Consider the following 14,283-nt stretch of genomic DNA (forward strand, 5'->3'; position numbering starts at 1 on the left):
AATGGGACCCTCTGACCGGGAGGACCCCGCCACTGTGACGATGCCTGGAGGTAACCATGCGCGTCGGTCTCGTCTGCGCGCACGCTGACCCGTCCCGGCGTGCCGGCGGCCCGTCTGTCGGGACCCACCAGCACATCGCCCGGGTCGCCGCTGAACTCGCTGGGCGGGGCCACGACGTCCGGCTCTACGAGCGCCGAGACGCCCCGGACCAGGCGGTGACGGCGACGGCGGACGGCTACCGGGTTGAGCGGGTCCCGGTCGGTCCCGCCGCGGCGGTGCCCACCGGCGAGTTGGTTGGCTACCTCGCCGAATACGGCCGTTGGCTGACCGATCGGTGGGCGGACGACTGGGCGCCGGAGATGGTGCACGGGCACTACTGGCTCGGTGGGCTCGCCGCCGCGCACGCTGTCCGCGAGACCGACATCCCGATCGTGCAGACGTTCCACTCGCTCGGGTTGGAACAACTGCGCCGCCTCGGCGCGCGCTACAGCGCGCCAGTGGAGCGGATTCCGCTGGAGCGGGCACTCGTTCGGGTGGTGGACATCGCGGTGGCCCAGTCCAACGACGAGGTGGACGAACTAGGCCGGATGGGTCTACAACGTGCCTCGGTGGCGCTGGTCCCACCAGGGGTAGACGCGGAGCTGTTTCACCCCGACGGGGAGGCGGCACCGCGCGAGGCGCGACCGCGGATCCTCTCCGTGACCAACCTCGACCCCGGCCATGGCCAGGAGGATTTGATCCGGGTGATCCGGATGGCTGGCGACGCGGAACTGGTGATCGTCGGGGGCCCACCGGGCGAGCAGCTCGCCGGGCACACCGAGGCACGCCAGCTCCAGGAACTGGCCGAGCGCAACGGGGTGGCCGATCAGGTGACTCTGGTGGGAGCGGTGCCGCACGAGCAACTGGCCACCTGGTACCGCTCGGCGGACGTGGTGGCGTGTACGTCGGGTTACGCCTCGGCCGGCCGGGTGTCGTTGGAGGCGATGGCCTGTGGCGTGCCGGTCGTCGGGTACGCGATGGGTGGGGTCGCCGACGTGGTCGTGGACGAGGTCACCGGACAGCTGGTGCCGCCGGGCGACGTACGCGCCCTGGGGGTGACGTTGCGTCGGCTGATGACCGACAGCGCCGGGCGGTTCGCCTACGGGCACGCCGCCGTGGACCGGGTGCGGTGCAGCTACACGTGGGAGCGGACCGGCGCTGCGCTGGAACGGCTCTACGAGCGGGTGGCCCGCTGCCGTGCCCCGGTTGAGGCCGCCTGAGCGCTCACCCGCGCTGGCGGAGCTGATCTGGACGGGCCGACGCTGACCACCACCCGTTCCCGGCTACCGGTCACGGCGTGCTGGTGCTGCGGCTCCGCGTACCGGGTCAGCCCGAGCACGGCGGCGAGGGTGACCAGGAAGCCGGCCGCGGCCAGCCACTCCCGTCCCGGCCAGATCTGGTCGCCGAGCAGCAGCAGCCCGATGATGGCGGCCGGCACCGCCCCGGCCGCGTCCATCGCGGCGACGGCGGCCGTGGTTGACCCGCGTTGCATCGCCAGGCCGAGGAGGAGCTGGCCGATGACTGAGTGGGCCACCAGCAGGTAGAACAGCGGATTGCCGAGGAACTCCTCCGCCGAGTGGGTCGAGGCGAGTGGCCGGGCCGCCACCGCCGCGGCAGAGAAGGCCAGGCCGGCGAGGGAGCCGAGCGCGACCGATCCGGGCGCGCCGTGCAGCCGTACCGCGAAGAAGCCCAGTAGGGCGATCACGCCGAAGGTCGCCGCCAGGGTGACCAGGCCGGCGGTGCCGAGCTGCCGGGAGGGCGCTGGCCGGGCCGAGAGCACCAGCCCGGTGATCCCGGCGACGAGCAGCACCAGCAGAACGACCTCCGCCCTGGGCAGTCGCCACCTCAGCAGGAGCACCCCGAGGAGCGCGGTCACGCCGAGCCCCGCCGCCATGCTGGCCTGCACCAGGAAGAGCGGAAGGTCCCGTCGGGCCAGAAAGGCCAGCACGAAGCCGCCGACCTGGCAGCCCAGACCGAGCAGGTAGGTGCGGTGTCCGGCCAGTCGCAGCAGCAACCCCGGATCGAACGAGTGGTGCACGGTGGTGCGGGCCGCCGCGACCGACTGGAGCAGGTTGGCGACCCCGTAAGCGATGATCATTGCCGCGAGGAAGCACCAACCGGAGGAAACCACAGCGCGAGGATAGAGGCTGGCCGAAATCAGTGCGCAGGTGCTCAACCCAGGCGGGCGAGGACGCCGGTGTGCAGCGGACCGTTCGTGGCGATCGCGCTGATCGGGCCGGAGCCGATGTCCCCGGGGGCGGGCTGGCCCGCCAGGTCAGTGAAGGTGCCGCCCGCCTCGGTCACGATCGGCACCAGCGCGGCGATGTCCCACAGCGACAGCTCCGGCTCCACCATGATGTCCAGCGCGCCCTCGGCCAGCAGCATGTAGCCGTAGAAGTCGCCGTACGCCCGACTGCGCCACGCGTCTCGCATGAGCTGTAGGACCGCCGGCAGCCGGCCGTTCTCCTCCCAGCCGCCGAGCGAGGAGTAGCAGAAGCTGGCATCGGTCAGCTCGGCCACCGCCGACACCCGGATCGGCGCACCGGACGCCCGGTCCGGCCCCGCGTACGCCCCCTCGCCGAGCGCCCCCCACCAGCGCCGCCCCAGGGCCGGTGCGGAGACCAGACCGGTGACCGGTTTGTCCCCCTCGAGTAGGGCGATGAGCGTGGCCCACACCGGTACGCCGCGAATGAAGTTCTTCGTCCCGTCGATCGGGTCGATCACCCACCGCCGCCCGCCTGGGTCGGCGGCGGGCTGCTCGCCGTACTCCTCGCCGAGTAGGCCGTCGTCGGGGCGCTCGGCGGCGAGTAGGGCCCGGATCTCCTGCTCGACCGCGGTGTCGGCGTCGGAGACGGGGGTGAGATCCGGCTTCGTGTCCACCCGAAGGTCCAGGGCGCGAAACCGTGCGGCGGAGACCGCGTCGGCGGCGTCCGCGAGGCGGTGGGCGAGGGTGATGTCGGCGGCGTAACCCTTCATCCCGGGAACAGTAGTGCCGGTCTGGTCAGCTTCCCGCCGACGGGCTACTCGGGTCTCGGGAACTGGGCTTGGTGCGCGGCTCGCTTTCGCCCGTGCGCGAGGCGAGGAGCCGCCGGTACGAGGCCAGCCGGCGCGGGTCGGCCTGGCCGGCGGCGACCCGGGCGCCCAGCCCGCAGCGCGGCTCACCGGCGGCGTGTGGGCAGTTCGTCGGGCAGTCGGCCGCCCCCTCGGCGAGGTCGGGAAAGCCGTGTAGCAGGCTCTCGGCGGAGACGTGGGCGAGCCCGAAGCTGCGAATTCCCGGGGTGTCGATGATCCAGCCCTGGGCGGCGTCGGCGACCGACGGCAGCTGTAGCGCCACCACGCTGGTTGACGTGTGCCGGCCCCGACCGATCGCGCTGACCTGGCCAACTGCCCGGGTGGCTGCGGGGACCAGGCGGTTGACCAGTGTCGACTTGCCTACCCCGGAGTGCCCCACCAGCACCGAGATCCGTCCGGCGAGCCGGCCGCGTAGCGCGTCCAGGGTCGAGTCGGGGCAGATCAGGACGGAGGGCAGCTCCAGTTCGGCGTAGTACCCGAGCACCTCCTCCGGCCCGGCGAGGTCGGCCTTGGTGAGGCAGAGCAGCGGCTCGATGTCGGCGTCGTACGCGGCTACCAGGCAGCGGTCGATGAAGCCGGTCCGGGGCGGCGGATCGGCCAGTGCGCTGACGATCACGAGTTGGTCGGCGTTGGCGACGACGACCCGTTCCAGGCGCCCTTCGGCGGTGGTCGCGTCATCCTCGGCGGTGCGTCGCAGCACTGAGCTGCGGCTGGCTATGCGGACGATCCGGGCCAGCGCCCCGGGCTGACCGGAGGTGTCGCCAACCAGCCCAACCCGGTCGCCCACCACGACGGACTTGCGGCCCAACTCCCGGGCCCGCATCGCGGTCACCGGCGCCTGCTTCGGGTCGGCGTCCTCCAGTACGCAGGTGTAGCGCCCTCGGTCCACGGCGGTGACGAACCCCTCGACCGCGTCCGCGTGGCGTGGCCGCCTCCGGGTACGTGGGCGTGAGGACCTGCCGGGCCGAATCCGGACGTCGTCCTCGTCGTACTCCCGCCGCCTCGTCGCCAGGACAGCTCCCCTCAGCTCTTGCCGGTCACCATCGCTGACCATAGCGCCGGGAATTCCGGCATCGTCTTCGAGGTGCAGGCAACGTCGCTCAGCTCGATGCCGGGCACGGCCAGCCCGGCGATCGCGGCGGCGTGTGCCATCCGATGGTCGTGGTAGGTCTCAAACACTCCGCCGCGAAGCGGCCGGGGTCGGATCGCCAGCCCGTCCTGGGATTCGGTGAGGTCGGCGCCGAGAGCGGTGAACTCGCGGGCGAGCGCCGAGATTCGATCGGTCTCGTGCCCCCGGATGTGGGCGATCCCGGTAAACCGGGAGGGGGAGTCGGCGAGCATCGCCAGCGCGGTCAACGCCGGGGTCAGCTCGCTTACGTCGGAGAGGTCGGCGGTCAGGCCGTGCACGGTGCCGGTGCCCCGTACGGTCAGCCCGGCGGTGGAGAGGGACACCTCGCCCCCCATCGCCTGGAACAACCCGCGAAGCCGCTCGACTGGTTGGACACTGCCGCCCGGCCAGCCGGTAACGGTTACCTCTCCACCGGTGACCAGTGCGGCGGCGAAGAAGGGAACCGCGCCGGAGAGGTCTGGTTCGATTTCCCAGCCACGACCGGTCAGTGGGCCCGGCTCGACCGTCCAGACATTGGGGGTGGTGTCGTCGATGGCGGCACCGGCGGCTCGCAGCATCTGCACGGTCATCCGTAGGTGGGGCGCGGAGGGCACCGGCGGGCCGACGTGTCGAACGACCACCCCTCGGTCGAAGCGGGGAGCCGCCAGGAGTAGCCCGGAGACGAGCTGACTGGAGGCGCTGGCGTCGATCACGACCTCACCGCCGCGAATGCCTCCGCCACCGAGCACGGTCAGCGGCAGGCTCCCGGAGGCCGGCGAGGTGATCCGGACACCGAGGCGGCGCAGGGCGTCCAGGAGCGGCCCCAGCGGACGCTGGCGGGCCTGCGGGTCGCCGTCGAAGGTGATGCGACCGTCCGCGAGGCCGCCAACCGGGGGCAGGAAGCGCATCACCGTGCCGGCGAGGCCGACATCGATGTGCGCCGGCCCGGCCAGCGGGTGCGGCCGGACCAGCCAACGCTCGTCGTCGCTGATCGAGACGTGTGCACCCATCGCCCGTAGCCCGTTGGCCATCAACTCGGTGTCCCGGGCTCGCAGCGGCCGGGCGAGCGTCGATGGGCCGGTAGCCAGGCCGCTGAGCACCAGGGCGCGCGCGGTGAGTGACTTGGAGCCGGGCAGGCGCAGCCTCGTCGAAACCGGGTCCGAGGCGGTCGGCGCGGTCCATGGCCGCAGCGGCCGGGTAGCGGTCAGATGTCCCACGGTTACATTCTGCCGCCTTCACTAACGGTCATTGTCGGCTACCCCCGGTTGTCGGCCCGGTTCGCGGGACGGCGGGCGACCGGTTGGGGCGCTAGCGTGTCCGGTGTGTGCGGGAGATACGCGACGACCCGGTCCGCGGGGGACCTGAGCGCGATGTTCGAGTCGTACGACGAAACGGGTGGTCGGCTCGGCGCGGCCTACAACGTCGCCCCCACCGATCCGGTGCCGTTGGTGCAGACCACCGCGGCGGGCCAGCGGGTGCTCTCGCTGGGGCGCTGGGGCTTCGTCCCGGCTTGGTCGCGCTCCCTGGCCGGCGCTGCTCGCATGATCAATGCTCGGGCTGAGACGGTGGCCACGAGTCGGGCGTATGCCCGTGCCTTCGCCCGCCACCGGTGTCTGCTGCCGGCGGACGGGTGGTACGAGTGGGTCCGTCATCCGGGTGGCAAGCAGGCGTACTACCTGACGCCCCGAGACGGCTCGCCGGTCGTCTTCGCCGGCATTTGGTCGGTGTGGGAGGGCCCGGGCGGTCCGTTGCGCACCTGCAGCATCGTGACCACCCCGGCCCGCGGTGACCTGGCCGACGTGCACGACCGGATGCCGCTGTTGGTGCCCATCGAGCGGTGGGGTGCCTGGCTGGGGTCCACGGACCGGCCGGAGGACCTGCTCGCCCCGCCGTCGCTGGAGTGGCTGGCCGGGCTGGAGATCCGTCCGGTTGGGCCGGCGGTTGGCAATGTCCGTAACGACGGTCCGAGCCTCGTCGAACGGGTCACCGCGTCGGCGCCGCGCCGGCGTGGCAGCGGGCTCGGGGAGGAGACGCTTTTCTGACGTATTCGCGACTTTGGGCCAGGTGATTTGTCGGCTTTAAGGGCAAAACTTTCTTGGTTAATTCAACTTTTTCCCGCTACCCCTTGTATCGACTTCAAAAAGTGCGATACACCAGAGCGCCGGTGGTGGGCGTCGATTCGCATGCGGCGAGTCGCGCCCTAGATTTCCGGTCCCACGGGGGAGGTGGGTGGATGACCAGGGCACGTATGCCCCGTCCACACGAGGTTGCTGCTGCACGACGTGACACGCGCCTGTTGCGGGCCCTGCACGAACGTCAGCGAGACGAAGCATGGCGTACCAGAGGCCTCTGCCAAAGCGTTGACCCGGAAACCTTCTTTCCGGCGCCAAACGAGCCGGCGGACGCCGCCATGGCGCTCTGTCACACCTGCGACGTGCAGGGTGCCTGTCTCGCCTGGGCGCTGGAGGTCGGCGACTGCTATGGCGTCTGGGGTGGCACCACCCCACGCGAGCGCCGGGCCATGCTGGTCGCCTGGCGCGGCGAGGTTGCGCCGGCACTGACCGACGCTGCCCGGCCGCTGGTCCGGGGCCGACGGCTGGCCCCGGTGTCACTCGGGCGTTGAGGTCGGCGCGGCCGCGTGACCGGAGCAGCGGCGCGACGGTCAGAATAGTTGGGTGACGCCGACCGAGGAGATCATCACTGCGCACGGGCCAGCCGGAGTGCAGCTTGACCAGCCAGCCGGTCCGCCGGCCGCTCTGTTGGTGCTCGGTCACGGAGCGGGCGGCGGGGTGGATGCGCCGGACCTGCTAGCGCTCCGAGACGCCGCGCTGGCCGCTGGCCTGGTTGTTGCCCGCGTGACTCAGCCCTACCGGCTCGCGGGCCGGCGTGCGCCCGCGCCCGCGCGGCAGCTCGACGTGGCCTGGACAGTGGTGCTGTCCGTGCTGCGGGCGCGGTGCCCGGAAGTTCCGCTGGTGGTCGGCGGCCGCTCCAGTGGTGCCCGGGTGGCCTGCCGTACCGCCGACGCGGTTGGGGCAGCCGGCGTGGTGGCCCTGGCGTTTCCGCTGCACCCACCGGGCCGACCGGAGCGGTCTCGCGCCGCCGAGCTGCCGGCCAGCGTGCCAACGTTGGTGGTGAACGGTGACCGGGACCCGTTCGGGATGCCGGTGGCCGCGGTGCCGACGGTGCGTGTCATCGCCCGGCCGGGGGAACGGCATGAGCTGCGCAAGGATCCGCTGGGCACGGCGGCGGTCGTCCTCGACTGGCTGCGAGCCGGTGGCTGGACCCGCCCCTGCGGATCGGTCGTCGCGGGGAGCCCACCGTCCGACCGCGCCGATGAGGCGTGACCGCGGTGGGAGACTCTCGTTGCTCTGGATGGTGCCGCCCGCCCCAGCCCGGCGGCGGCGCCGGTCCTCCCGGGCCCTTCCTGGTCCCAGCTCCGGTCCCCGCCGAGGTCGGGCCGGGACCAGGAAAGGGGGCCGATGGCTGGAATTCCCGCCCCGCCGACCTGCGTTACACCCCGCGGATGTCTTTTCCGACGAGGGGGGTGGCCGGTGCCGGTCGAGACGCAGGCCCGGGAGCTGGACGATCAGGACACGCGGCGGCTGCACCGCGTGCTGGCGGGGCCGAGCTGGCCGGCAATGGCGTCGGCGGCCCGGGTCTCGGTCGGGCACCTGGGCGGAAGTGAATCTGTCGGCGATCGGTTACACGTATCCTCGGCGAGAAAACATCCGACCCGAGGGGATGTGCGGTTGACCACCGAGAAGACGGACGAGCGCAGGGCCCGCTTCGAGCGGGACGCGATGCCCTTCGTTGACCAGCTCTACGCTGCTGGGCTACGGATGACCCGCAACCCCGCAGATGCCGAGGACCTGGTCCAGGAGACGTACCTGAAGGCGTACGCGGCCTTTCACCAGTTCGAGCAGGGCACCAACCTGAAGGCCTGGCTGTATCGAATCCTGACCAATACCTACATCAACTCCTACCGGCGACGGCAGCGGCAGCCGATTCAGGCGCCGACCGATGAGATCACCGACTGGCAGCTCGCCGAGGCCGAGTCGCACACCTCCAGCGGGCTGCGCTCCGCTGAGACGGAGGCGCTGGACCGGTTGCCGGACAGCGACATCAAGCAGGCCCTCCAGCAGCTACCCGAGGAGTTCCGGCTGGCTGTCTACCTCACCGATGTCGAGGGCTTCTCCTACAAGGAGGTTGCCGAGATCATGGGTACGCCGATCGGCACAGTGATGTCGCGCCTACACCGCGGCCGTCGTAACTTGCGCAAGCTGCTGGAGCAGTATGCGGCCGAGCGGGGCTTCAGCTCTGCGTCGTCGGCCAAGGGCTCGACCGGCCGGGGGGTGTGACGTGAGTTGTGGAGAGCCGCACGAGACGGACTGCCGTGAGGTGTTGGCGGAGGTCTACCTGTACCTGGACCTGGAGTGCGCCGAGGAGCGGCGAAAGCTGATCCGGCACCACCTCGACGAGTGTGGTCCGTGCCTGCGCGAATACGGCATCGAGCAGGAGGTCCAGGCGCTCGTGGCCCGCTGCTGCGGCAATGAGACCGCTCCTGACCAGCTTCGCGAGCGGCTCCGCAGCAAGCTCGCCGAACTTGTGGTCTTCGGCAGCAGTGAGTCGCGCGAGTTGGCTGACTGACCGGGTGACACCCCGGTGGCCCGGACCGATCTCGGTCCGGGCCACCGTCGTTCCCGCTGGCCGAGCCGGCTGGGCCCGGTCGCGGTGGTGGCTCAGGAGTTGGGGCGCTTGCCGTGGTTGGCCGCGCCCTTCTTGCGGGCCTTCTTCTTCCGGGCCCTCTTGGCCATGGTGACCTCCTCGTTGGTGGGGCGCCACGGCGGCGTGACCGCCGCGGCGGGAAACCGGACGCGTCCGACCCTAGTGCCGTTGCCGCCGGCTGGCGGGCCCGGCCCGCGGCTTCGCCCGGCGCGGGGCAGGCGCCGTTACTTGAGGCGTGCTCGGGCGGGACTGGCTTGTCTTGGCGTGGCCGCCCCGCCCCGACCCGGCTCATGATTGGATACGTCGGCAGGACAGTCGCGAGAGAAAGGGCTGTGGAGATGGCCGAGGAGATCCGCGCCGAGATGGTGGCGAACGTCTGGAAGGTCGTCGCGTCGGCCGGGGACACCGTGTCCGAGGGGGACACGCTGGTGATCCTGGAGTCGATGAAGATGGAGATCCCGGTCGTCAGCGAGTCCGACGGCGTCGTGCAGGAGCTGGCGGTCAACGAGGGAGACGTGGTGCAGGACGGCGACCTGATCGCGGTGATCGGTTGAGCGTCCTGGTCCGCTCCGTCAAGCCGGCTGACCATGCCGCGGTCGCCCGGCTGACGGTCGCCGCCTACGAGGCGGACGGGCAGCTCAAGGGGGAGCACGGGTATGCGGCTGTGCTCGCCGACGTCCAGGATCGGGTGGAGCACGGTGAAGTGCTGGTCGCCGTGGATGCCGGCACCGACGCCGTGCTCGGTTCGGTCCTCTTCGTCCTGCCCGGTACCCGTTACGCCGAGCTCTCCGGGGCCGGTGAGGCGGAGTTCCGGATGCTCGCCGTGGACCCGGCAGTGCAGGGGCGGGGAGTTGGTGCGGCTCTGGTGGAGGCATGCGTGGCACGGGCGACCGAGTTGGGCTGCTCCGCCCTGGTGATCTGCATCCGGGATGGCCTCGCCGCCTCGGCGCAGCGGATCTATCAGCGGCGGGGGTTCACTCGGGCGCCGGAGTTGGACTGGTCGCCGGTGGCCAATGTGCTCCTGCGCGGACTGCGGCTTTCGCTTCCCACCTGAGCCGGCGGTCGGTCAGCGGGGGTCGTCGGTCGGGGTGGGCCGATGGCGGCGATGAGCTCGTCGGCCACCTTCAGGGCGACCTCCCTGCGTTCCTGGTCGGTCAGGCCGGGTGCTCGTACCCCGAACCAACTGCTGTGTACGGAGAAGAGCGCGAGGGCGGCCCGGAGCTGGGCCTCGGGGGAGTCGTCGTCGCCGCAGAGCAGGTTGGCCAGTTGGAACATCCGCTCCCGCATCCGCTGCCCGGCGGCGAGACTCCGTAACGCCGTCTGGTTCTGTTCGAAGAAGCGCATCACCGACGGGTATTGCCCGGCGCACATGGTGTCCGCGTACCGACCGATGATGGCCCGTCGGGTGGTCAGTGTGGCGGGTTGGGCCTCGGCCCAGGCGACGAGGTCATCCAGTCGATCGAGGCGGTCCTCGACGAAGCTGTTGACGATTTCGTCCTTGCTCTTGAAGTGGTAGTAGAGCGCCGCCTTCGTCACGTCGAGCCGTTCGGCGATCTCTCGGAGTGAGGTCTTCTCGTAGCCCTGCTCGGTGAAGAGCTCCAGGGCGACGGTCTTGATCCGTTCCCGTGTGTTGCTGGTGCTCTCCCGCACTCTCATCACCTGACCCGCTTGACTGTCATTGGCCCCCCAACTTACCGTACGGCTAGTAAGCTGGCTAGCCGGTCGGCAAGTAAGCTCATCACCCCCGAGGGGAACGACGGATGACCCAGGCAACCCAGGCAGCTCCGGCACCGACGCGACCGAATATCCGGATCGTGCTCTTCAGCCTGATGATCGCCATGATGCTGGCGATGTTGGACAACATGATCGTCAGCACCGCCCTGCCGAGGATCGTGGGTGAGTTCGGCGGGCTGGACCACTTCACCTGGGTTGTTACCGCCTATGTTCTCGGGACCACCGTCTCCACTCCGATCTGGGGCAAGCTCGGTGACCTCTTCGGCCGGAAGCCGATCTTCCTGACCTCGGTGGTGATCTTCCTGGTCGGGTCCGCGCTCTGCGGCATGGCGGGCTCCGACCTGCTCGGCGGGCCGGAGGACGGGATGGTGGAGCTGATCGCCTTCCGCGCGGTGCAGGGCCTCGGTGCGGGCGGCCTGATGGTCGGGGTGTTGGCGATCATCGGCGACCTGGTGCCGCCCCGCGAGCGGGGCCGCTACCAAGGGATGATTGCCGGGATCATGGCAGTCGCCCTGGTGGCTGGCCCGCTGGTCGGCGGCTTCATCACCGACCATCTCTCCTGGCGCTGGGCCTTCTATGTCAACCTGCCCCTCGGTGGGGTCGCGCTGGTACTACTCGTCGCGACCCTGCGCCTGCCCCGGCATCGCACCGAGCAACGGATCGACTGGCTCGGTGCCGCACTGCTCGCGGTCGGCATCACCGCGATCGTGCTGATCACCACGTGGGGCGGCAACGAGTACGCCTGGCGTTCTCCGCAGATCGTTGGTCTGATCGTCCTCGCTGTGGCTTCGCTCGCCGTCTTCGCGGTCGTCGAGCGGCGGGCGGCTGAGCCGGTCCTGCCGCTTTCACTCTTCGCCAACCGCAACTTCGCGCTGATCTCGGTGATCGGCTTCCTGCTCGGCTTCGCGATGTACGGGGCGATGAGCTTCCTGCCGCTCTACCAGCAGACCGTGCAGGGCGCCTCAGCCACCGAATCTGGGCTGCTCCTGCTGCCGTTGATGTTCGGCATGCTGGTGGTCTCGTTGGTGGTGGGGCGGACGATCACCAGGACCGGCCGGTACCGGGTCTTCCCGATCATCGGCGGTGTGGTGATGAGTGCTGGCATGGTCCTGCTCACGCGGCTCGACGCGCAGACCGAAGTGGCGGAGTCCTCGCTCTACCTACTCGTGCTCGGCGTCGGCATGGGCTTCCTCATGCAGACGACGATGCTGATCGCGCAGAACAGCGTTGATCAGCGTGATCTGGGCGCGGCCAGCGGCGCGGCGACCTTCTTCCGCTCGATCGGCGGTTCGTTCGGGATCTCGCTCTTCGGGGCCGTCTTCGCCAGCCGGCTGGCCAGCTCCCCCGGCGGCGGGATGTTCGGCGGCGGTGAGGCCGGGGCGGCGATGGACCTCGCGAAGCTTCGGGAGCTGCCGGAGGCGGTCCGGGAGTTGGTTCTCGGCGGCCTCGCCGACGCGATCTCGCACGTGTTCCTGTGGGCCGTGCTGTTCACCCTCGTGGTGCCGGTGCTCGCCTGGCTCATCAGGGAGATTCCGCTGCGTACCGAGAACGTCCCGGTGCCGGCCGGCGAGGCGGAGCGCTGACGCCCGGACGCCCACCGCTGACCCCGAGTCGGGCTCGACGAGATCAGTGGCGGCGGAAGAATCTCGTGCTGCGCCGCCAGAGGCGGCGCAGCGGTCCGGGCGGCACTGGAGCCGGCGGCCGGCCACCGGTCACCGTCCGGGCCAGCGCTCGGGATTCTGGGTCCAGGTCCGGGGTGGCCAGTGCCAGGTGCGCCAGGGACCGGGCGATCGGGACCGGACGGGTTCGTGCCACCTCGACCGCATCGGCGAGTCGTTCGGCGACCACCACGGCGACCTCGGGGCGGACCGCCGGGTCGACCCAGGCGACGGTGACCAGGGCGAAGAGCGCGGCCTCGGTGGCCCAGTCCTCGACGCCCCAGGTCAGGTCCAGCAGCACGGACCGGCGGGTGGAGGTCGGCCACGGCTCGTCGGTGCGATGGTGCAGCAGCCCGAGGCAGGCCCACACCTGAACGCTGCGGACCCAGAGGGACGGGTCCTGCTCGTCGAGGACCCGGCCCAGCGCGGTCGGTGGGGTCGCCGGCGGATGGGCCAGCAGACCGAGTAGGTCGGTCAGGTCCAGGGTGGCCAGGGCCACGGCGGCGTCGTACGCCGCCGGCGGATGGGGCCACGCCGGATGCACGAACTGTCGGAGGTGGTCCGCCGCCAGTGGCGAAGGGGCTTCGACGGCGGGTGTGCCGTCGTGTCGCCACAGGCGCCAGTCCACCGGGCGTCGGGGTTCCCGCGGGTCCGGGCCCGGCCCCTGCGCCAACTGGGCGCGCAGCCCGGGCGCGGCCCGGGTGAGGGTGTGCAGGGCACTCGGCGGCACCGGCGACTCGAACCGGATGGTGGCTCCCAGCTGACCGCCGGCATGGCTGGCCCGGAGTGCGTCGACAGCGGGGCCGGTGGCCGGAGTGATCTGCCCAAGCCAGGGTTGGCCGGCGCAGGACTCGGCGAGGTCGGTGTGTTCGTGGGAGTCCTCCGGGTGCTCCCGGAGGAAATCCGCCAGTGCGACCAGGTGGGCGACATCGCCGTCGCGCTGAAAGCGCAGCCGCTGGGCGGTGTGTACGGCGCAGTCAAACGTCGGGTCCCGGGCGAGCGCCCGGTTGATCCAGTCGAGCGCCTCGTCCAACTGTCCATGGTCGGCGAGGGTGCCGGCGATGTCGGCATAGACGGCCAGGTCGTCCGGGTCGTGCGCAACGGCACGTTCCAGCGCCGCGAGGGCGTCTCGGATTCGTCCCGCGCTTCGATAGGCGTACCCGAGCCACACCTCGCCGATCTTGGATGGCTCGGCGCGCAACCCCTGAGACGCCCACCGAACGGCGAGCGATACCTCGCCGAGCCGCCGGGCCAGTGCGGAGGCGGCCCCGAACAGCAGCGCGTGTCCGTGATGCGCCGTCACCGCGTTGCGGGCCAGCGTGAGGTACGGAGTGAGGGCGGCTCGGCTGGCTCGGGGAACCGGATCGGCGGTCGCGGCGCAGATCTGCATGAGAATCTGGGCGATGCGCTCCGGCCCGAGGCGTTCGGCCAGCTCGGGTGCGGTCACCCAGGGCACCTCCGCCCACGGCTCGGCCGGCGCGTAGCCGGTTGCCGCAGCGAGCAGGTCCAACCCTTCGGCGGGCCGGCCGGCAGCGGCGAGTAGGTGGGCCCGGGCGACCACGGTTCCGACGAAGACGTTCTGGTGCAGGGGAAAGAGGTCGAGCCCGTCGCCGTCAACGGCGGCGAGCCGGGAGAGTAGCTCGTGGGCCTCGGGAAGGGTCGGCGCCTGCGCCAGCGCCCCCGCGATGTGGGCGGCGGCGTGCGCCAGATCGCCCGCGGTGAGGGCTAGTCGGGCCAGGGTGAGTTCCTCCGCCGCCGGCAGGTCTCGCTCGTCCGGGGACACGTTCTTCTCCCGCCGTGGTGGTATGCGCTCCGGTCGGCCAGCGTAGTGATAGTGAGGATTTTTAGCGATGGTTGAGCGCTGCTGTTCGTTGTGTTGCGCTTGGGCGCTTAAAAGTGCAAGACTGAACACAAACGCGCGGGAATCGCGCACCAGGAGGAGTTTCT

Annotated in this window: 16 protein-coding genes; 9 read left to right on the plus strand and 7 right to left on the minus strand. The window is 70.9% G+C overall.

The features are described from left to right. The first annotated feature begins 56 nt into the window (after positions 1 to 56). Positions 57 to 1,259 (plus strand): glycosyltransferase, encoded by a 1,203-nt coding sequence (locus tag K228_RS0101370; RefSeq protein WP_025616792.1) that lies wholly within the window; start codon positions 57 to 59, stop codon positions 1,257 to 1,259. On the opposite strand, the gene K228_RS0101375 is transcribed toward K228_RS0101370, so the two are convergent. The 4 genes from K228_RS0101375 to aroA form a co-directional block, all read right to left on the minus strand. Further along, positions 1,214 to 2,137, minus strand: coding sequence for a hypothetical protein (locus tag K228_RS0101375; protein ID WP_029723267.1), 924 nt, complete (start codon positions 2,135 to 2,137; stop codon positions 1,214 to 1,216). The two genes, K228_RS0101370 and K228_RS0101375, sit on opposite strands and share 46 nt — an antisense overlap. A 74-nt stretch (positions 2,138 to 2,211) precedes the next feature. Beyond that, complete coding sequence (hisN, locus tag K228_RS0101380; RefSeq protein WP_025616794.1) at positions 2,212 to 3,015, minus strand: histidinol-phosphatase; 804 nt, start codon at positions 3,013 to 3,015, stop codon at positions 2,212 to 2,214. A gap of 25 nt (positions 3,016 to 3,040) precedes the next feature. Then, on the minus strand, positions 3,041 to 4,165 hold the full coding sequence (gene rsgA, locus K228_RS0101385; protein ID WP_033776344.1) for a ribosome small subunit-dependent GTPase A: 1,125 nt from the start codon (positions 4,163 to 4,165) through the stop codon (positions 3,041 to 3,043). Beyond that, positions 4,135 to 5,436, minus strand: coding sequence for a 3-phosphoshikimate 1-carboxyvinyltransferase (gene aroA, locus K228_RS0101390; protein WP_025616796.1), 1,302 nt, complete (start codon positions 5,434 to 5,436; stop codon positions 4,135 to 4,137). Before aroA ends, rsgA begins: the two co-directional genes overlap by 31 nt. Before the next feature lie 105 nt (positions 5,437 to 5,541). On the opposite strand from aroA, the gene K228_RS0101395 reads away from it, so the two are divergent. The 5 genes from K228_RS0101395 to rsrA all read left to right on the plus strand — a co-directional run bounded on the left by K228_RS0101395 (position 5,542) and on the right by rsrA (position 8,866). Beyond that, positions 5,542 to 6,261, plus strand: coding sequence for an SOS response-associated peptidase (locus K228_RS0101395; protein WP_033776347.1), 720 nt, complete (start codon positions 5,542 to 5,544; stop codon positions 6,259 to 6,261). Between the two features lie 191 nt (positions 6,262 to 6,452). Then, positions 6,453 to 6,842 (plus strand): WhiB family transcriptional regulator, encoded by a 390-nt coding sequence (locus tag K228_RS0101400; protein ID WP_025616798.1) that lies wholly within the window; start codon positions 6,453 to 6,455, stop codon positions 6,840 to 6,842. A 52-nt stretch (positions 6,843 to 6,894) separates the two neighbouring features. After that, on the plus strand, positions 6,895 to 7,563 hold the full coding sequence (locus K228_RS0101405; protein WP_025616799.1) for an alpha/beta hydrolase family protein: 669 nt from the start codon (positions 6,895 to 6,897) through the stop codon (positions 7,561 to 7,563). 207 nt (positions 7,564 to 7,770) lie between these two features. After that, positions 7,771 to 8,577: a sigma-70 family RNA polymerase sigma factor gene (locus K228_RS0101410; protein WP_025616800.1), complete on the plus strand. Its 807-nt coding sequence runs from the start codon at positions 7,771 to 7,773 to the stop codon at positions 8,575 to 8,577. Between the two features lies 1 nt (position 8,578). Further along, positions 8,579 to 8,866, plus strand: a complete 288-nt coding sequence (rsrA, locus tag K228_RS0101415) for a mycothiol system anti-sigma-R factor (protein WP_025616801.1) — start codon at positions 8,579 to 8,581, stop codon at positions 8,864 to 8,866. Positions 8,867 to 8,958: 92 nt separating this feature from the next. Here rsrA and K228_RS30335 read toward each other — a convergent pair whose 3' ends face one another. Then, on the minus strand, positions 8,959 to 9,033 hold the full coding sequence (locus tag K228_RS30335) for a 50S ribosomal protein bL37 (protein WP_372492465.1): 75 nt from the start codon (positions 9,031 to 9,033) through the stop codon (positions 8,959 to 8,961). Positions 9,034 to 9,276: 243 nt separating this feature from the next. On the opposite strand from K228_RS30335, the gene K228_RS0101420 reads away from it, so the two are divergent. Both K228_RS0101420 and K228_RS0101425 read left to right on the plus strand, forming a co-directional pair. Next, a complete protein-coding gene (locus tag K228_RS0101420) occupies positions 9,277 to 9,498 on the plus strand; it encodes a biotin/lipoyl-binding carrier protein (protein WP_018216856.1) in 222 nt (73 codons plus the stop codon). Further along, positions 9,495 to 9,998 (plus strand): GNAT family N-acetyltransferase, encoded by a 504-nt coding sequence (locus K228_RS0101425; RefSeq protein WP_025616802.1) that lies wholly within the window; start codon positions 9,495 to 9,497, stop codon positions 9,996 to 9,998. Before K228_RS0101420 ends, K228_RS0101425 begins: the two co-directional genes overlap by 4 nt. On the opposite strand, the gene K228_RS0101430 is transcribed toward K228_RS0101425, so the two are convergent. Next, positions 9,905 to 10,600, minus strand: a complete 696-nt coding sequence (locus K228_RS0101430) for a TetR/AcrR family transcriptional regulator (RefSeq protein ID WP_025616803.1) — start codon at positions 10,598 to 10,600, stop codon at positions 9,905 to 9,907. The two genes, K228_RS0101425 and K228_RS0101430, sit on opposite strands and share 94 nt — an antisense overlap. 104 nt (positions 10,601 to 10,704) lie before the next feature. Here K228_RS0101430 and K228_RS0101435 point away from each other — a divergent pair, with 104 nt between their 5' ends. Then, positions 10,705 to 12,261: an MDR family MFS transporter gene (locus K228_RS0101435; RefSeq protein ID WP_029723269.1), complete on the plus strand. Its 1,557-nt coding sequence runs from the start codon at positions 10,705 to 10,707 to the stop codon at positions 12,259 to 12,261. 43 nt (positions 12,262 to 12,304) lie between these two features. On the opposite strand, the gene K228_RS0101440 is transcribed toward K228_RS0101435, so the two are convergent. Further along, positions 12,305 to 14,119 (minus strand): tetratricopeptide repeat protein, encoded by a 1,815-nt coding sequence (locus K228_RS0101440; RefSeq protein WP_025616804.1) that lies wholly within the window; start codon positions 14,117 to 14,119, stop codon positions 12,305 to 12,307. Between the last annotated feature and the right edge of the window lie 164 nt (positions 14,120 to 14,283).

This window comes from Salinispora cortesiana (assembly GCF_000484695.1).
GTDB lineage: Bacteria > Actinomycetota > Actinomycetes > Mycobacteriales > Micromonosporaceae > Micromonospora > Micromonospora cortesiana.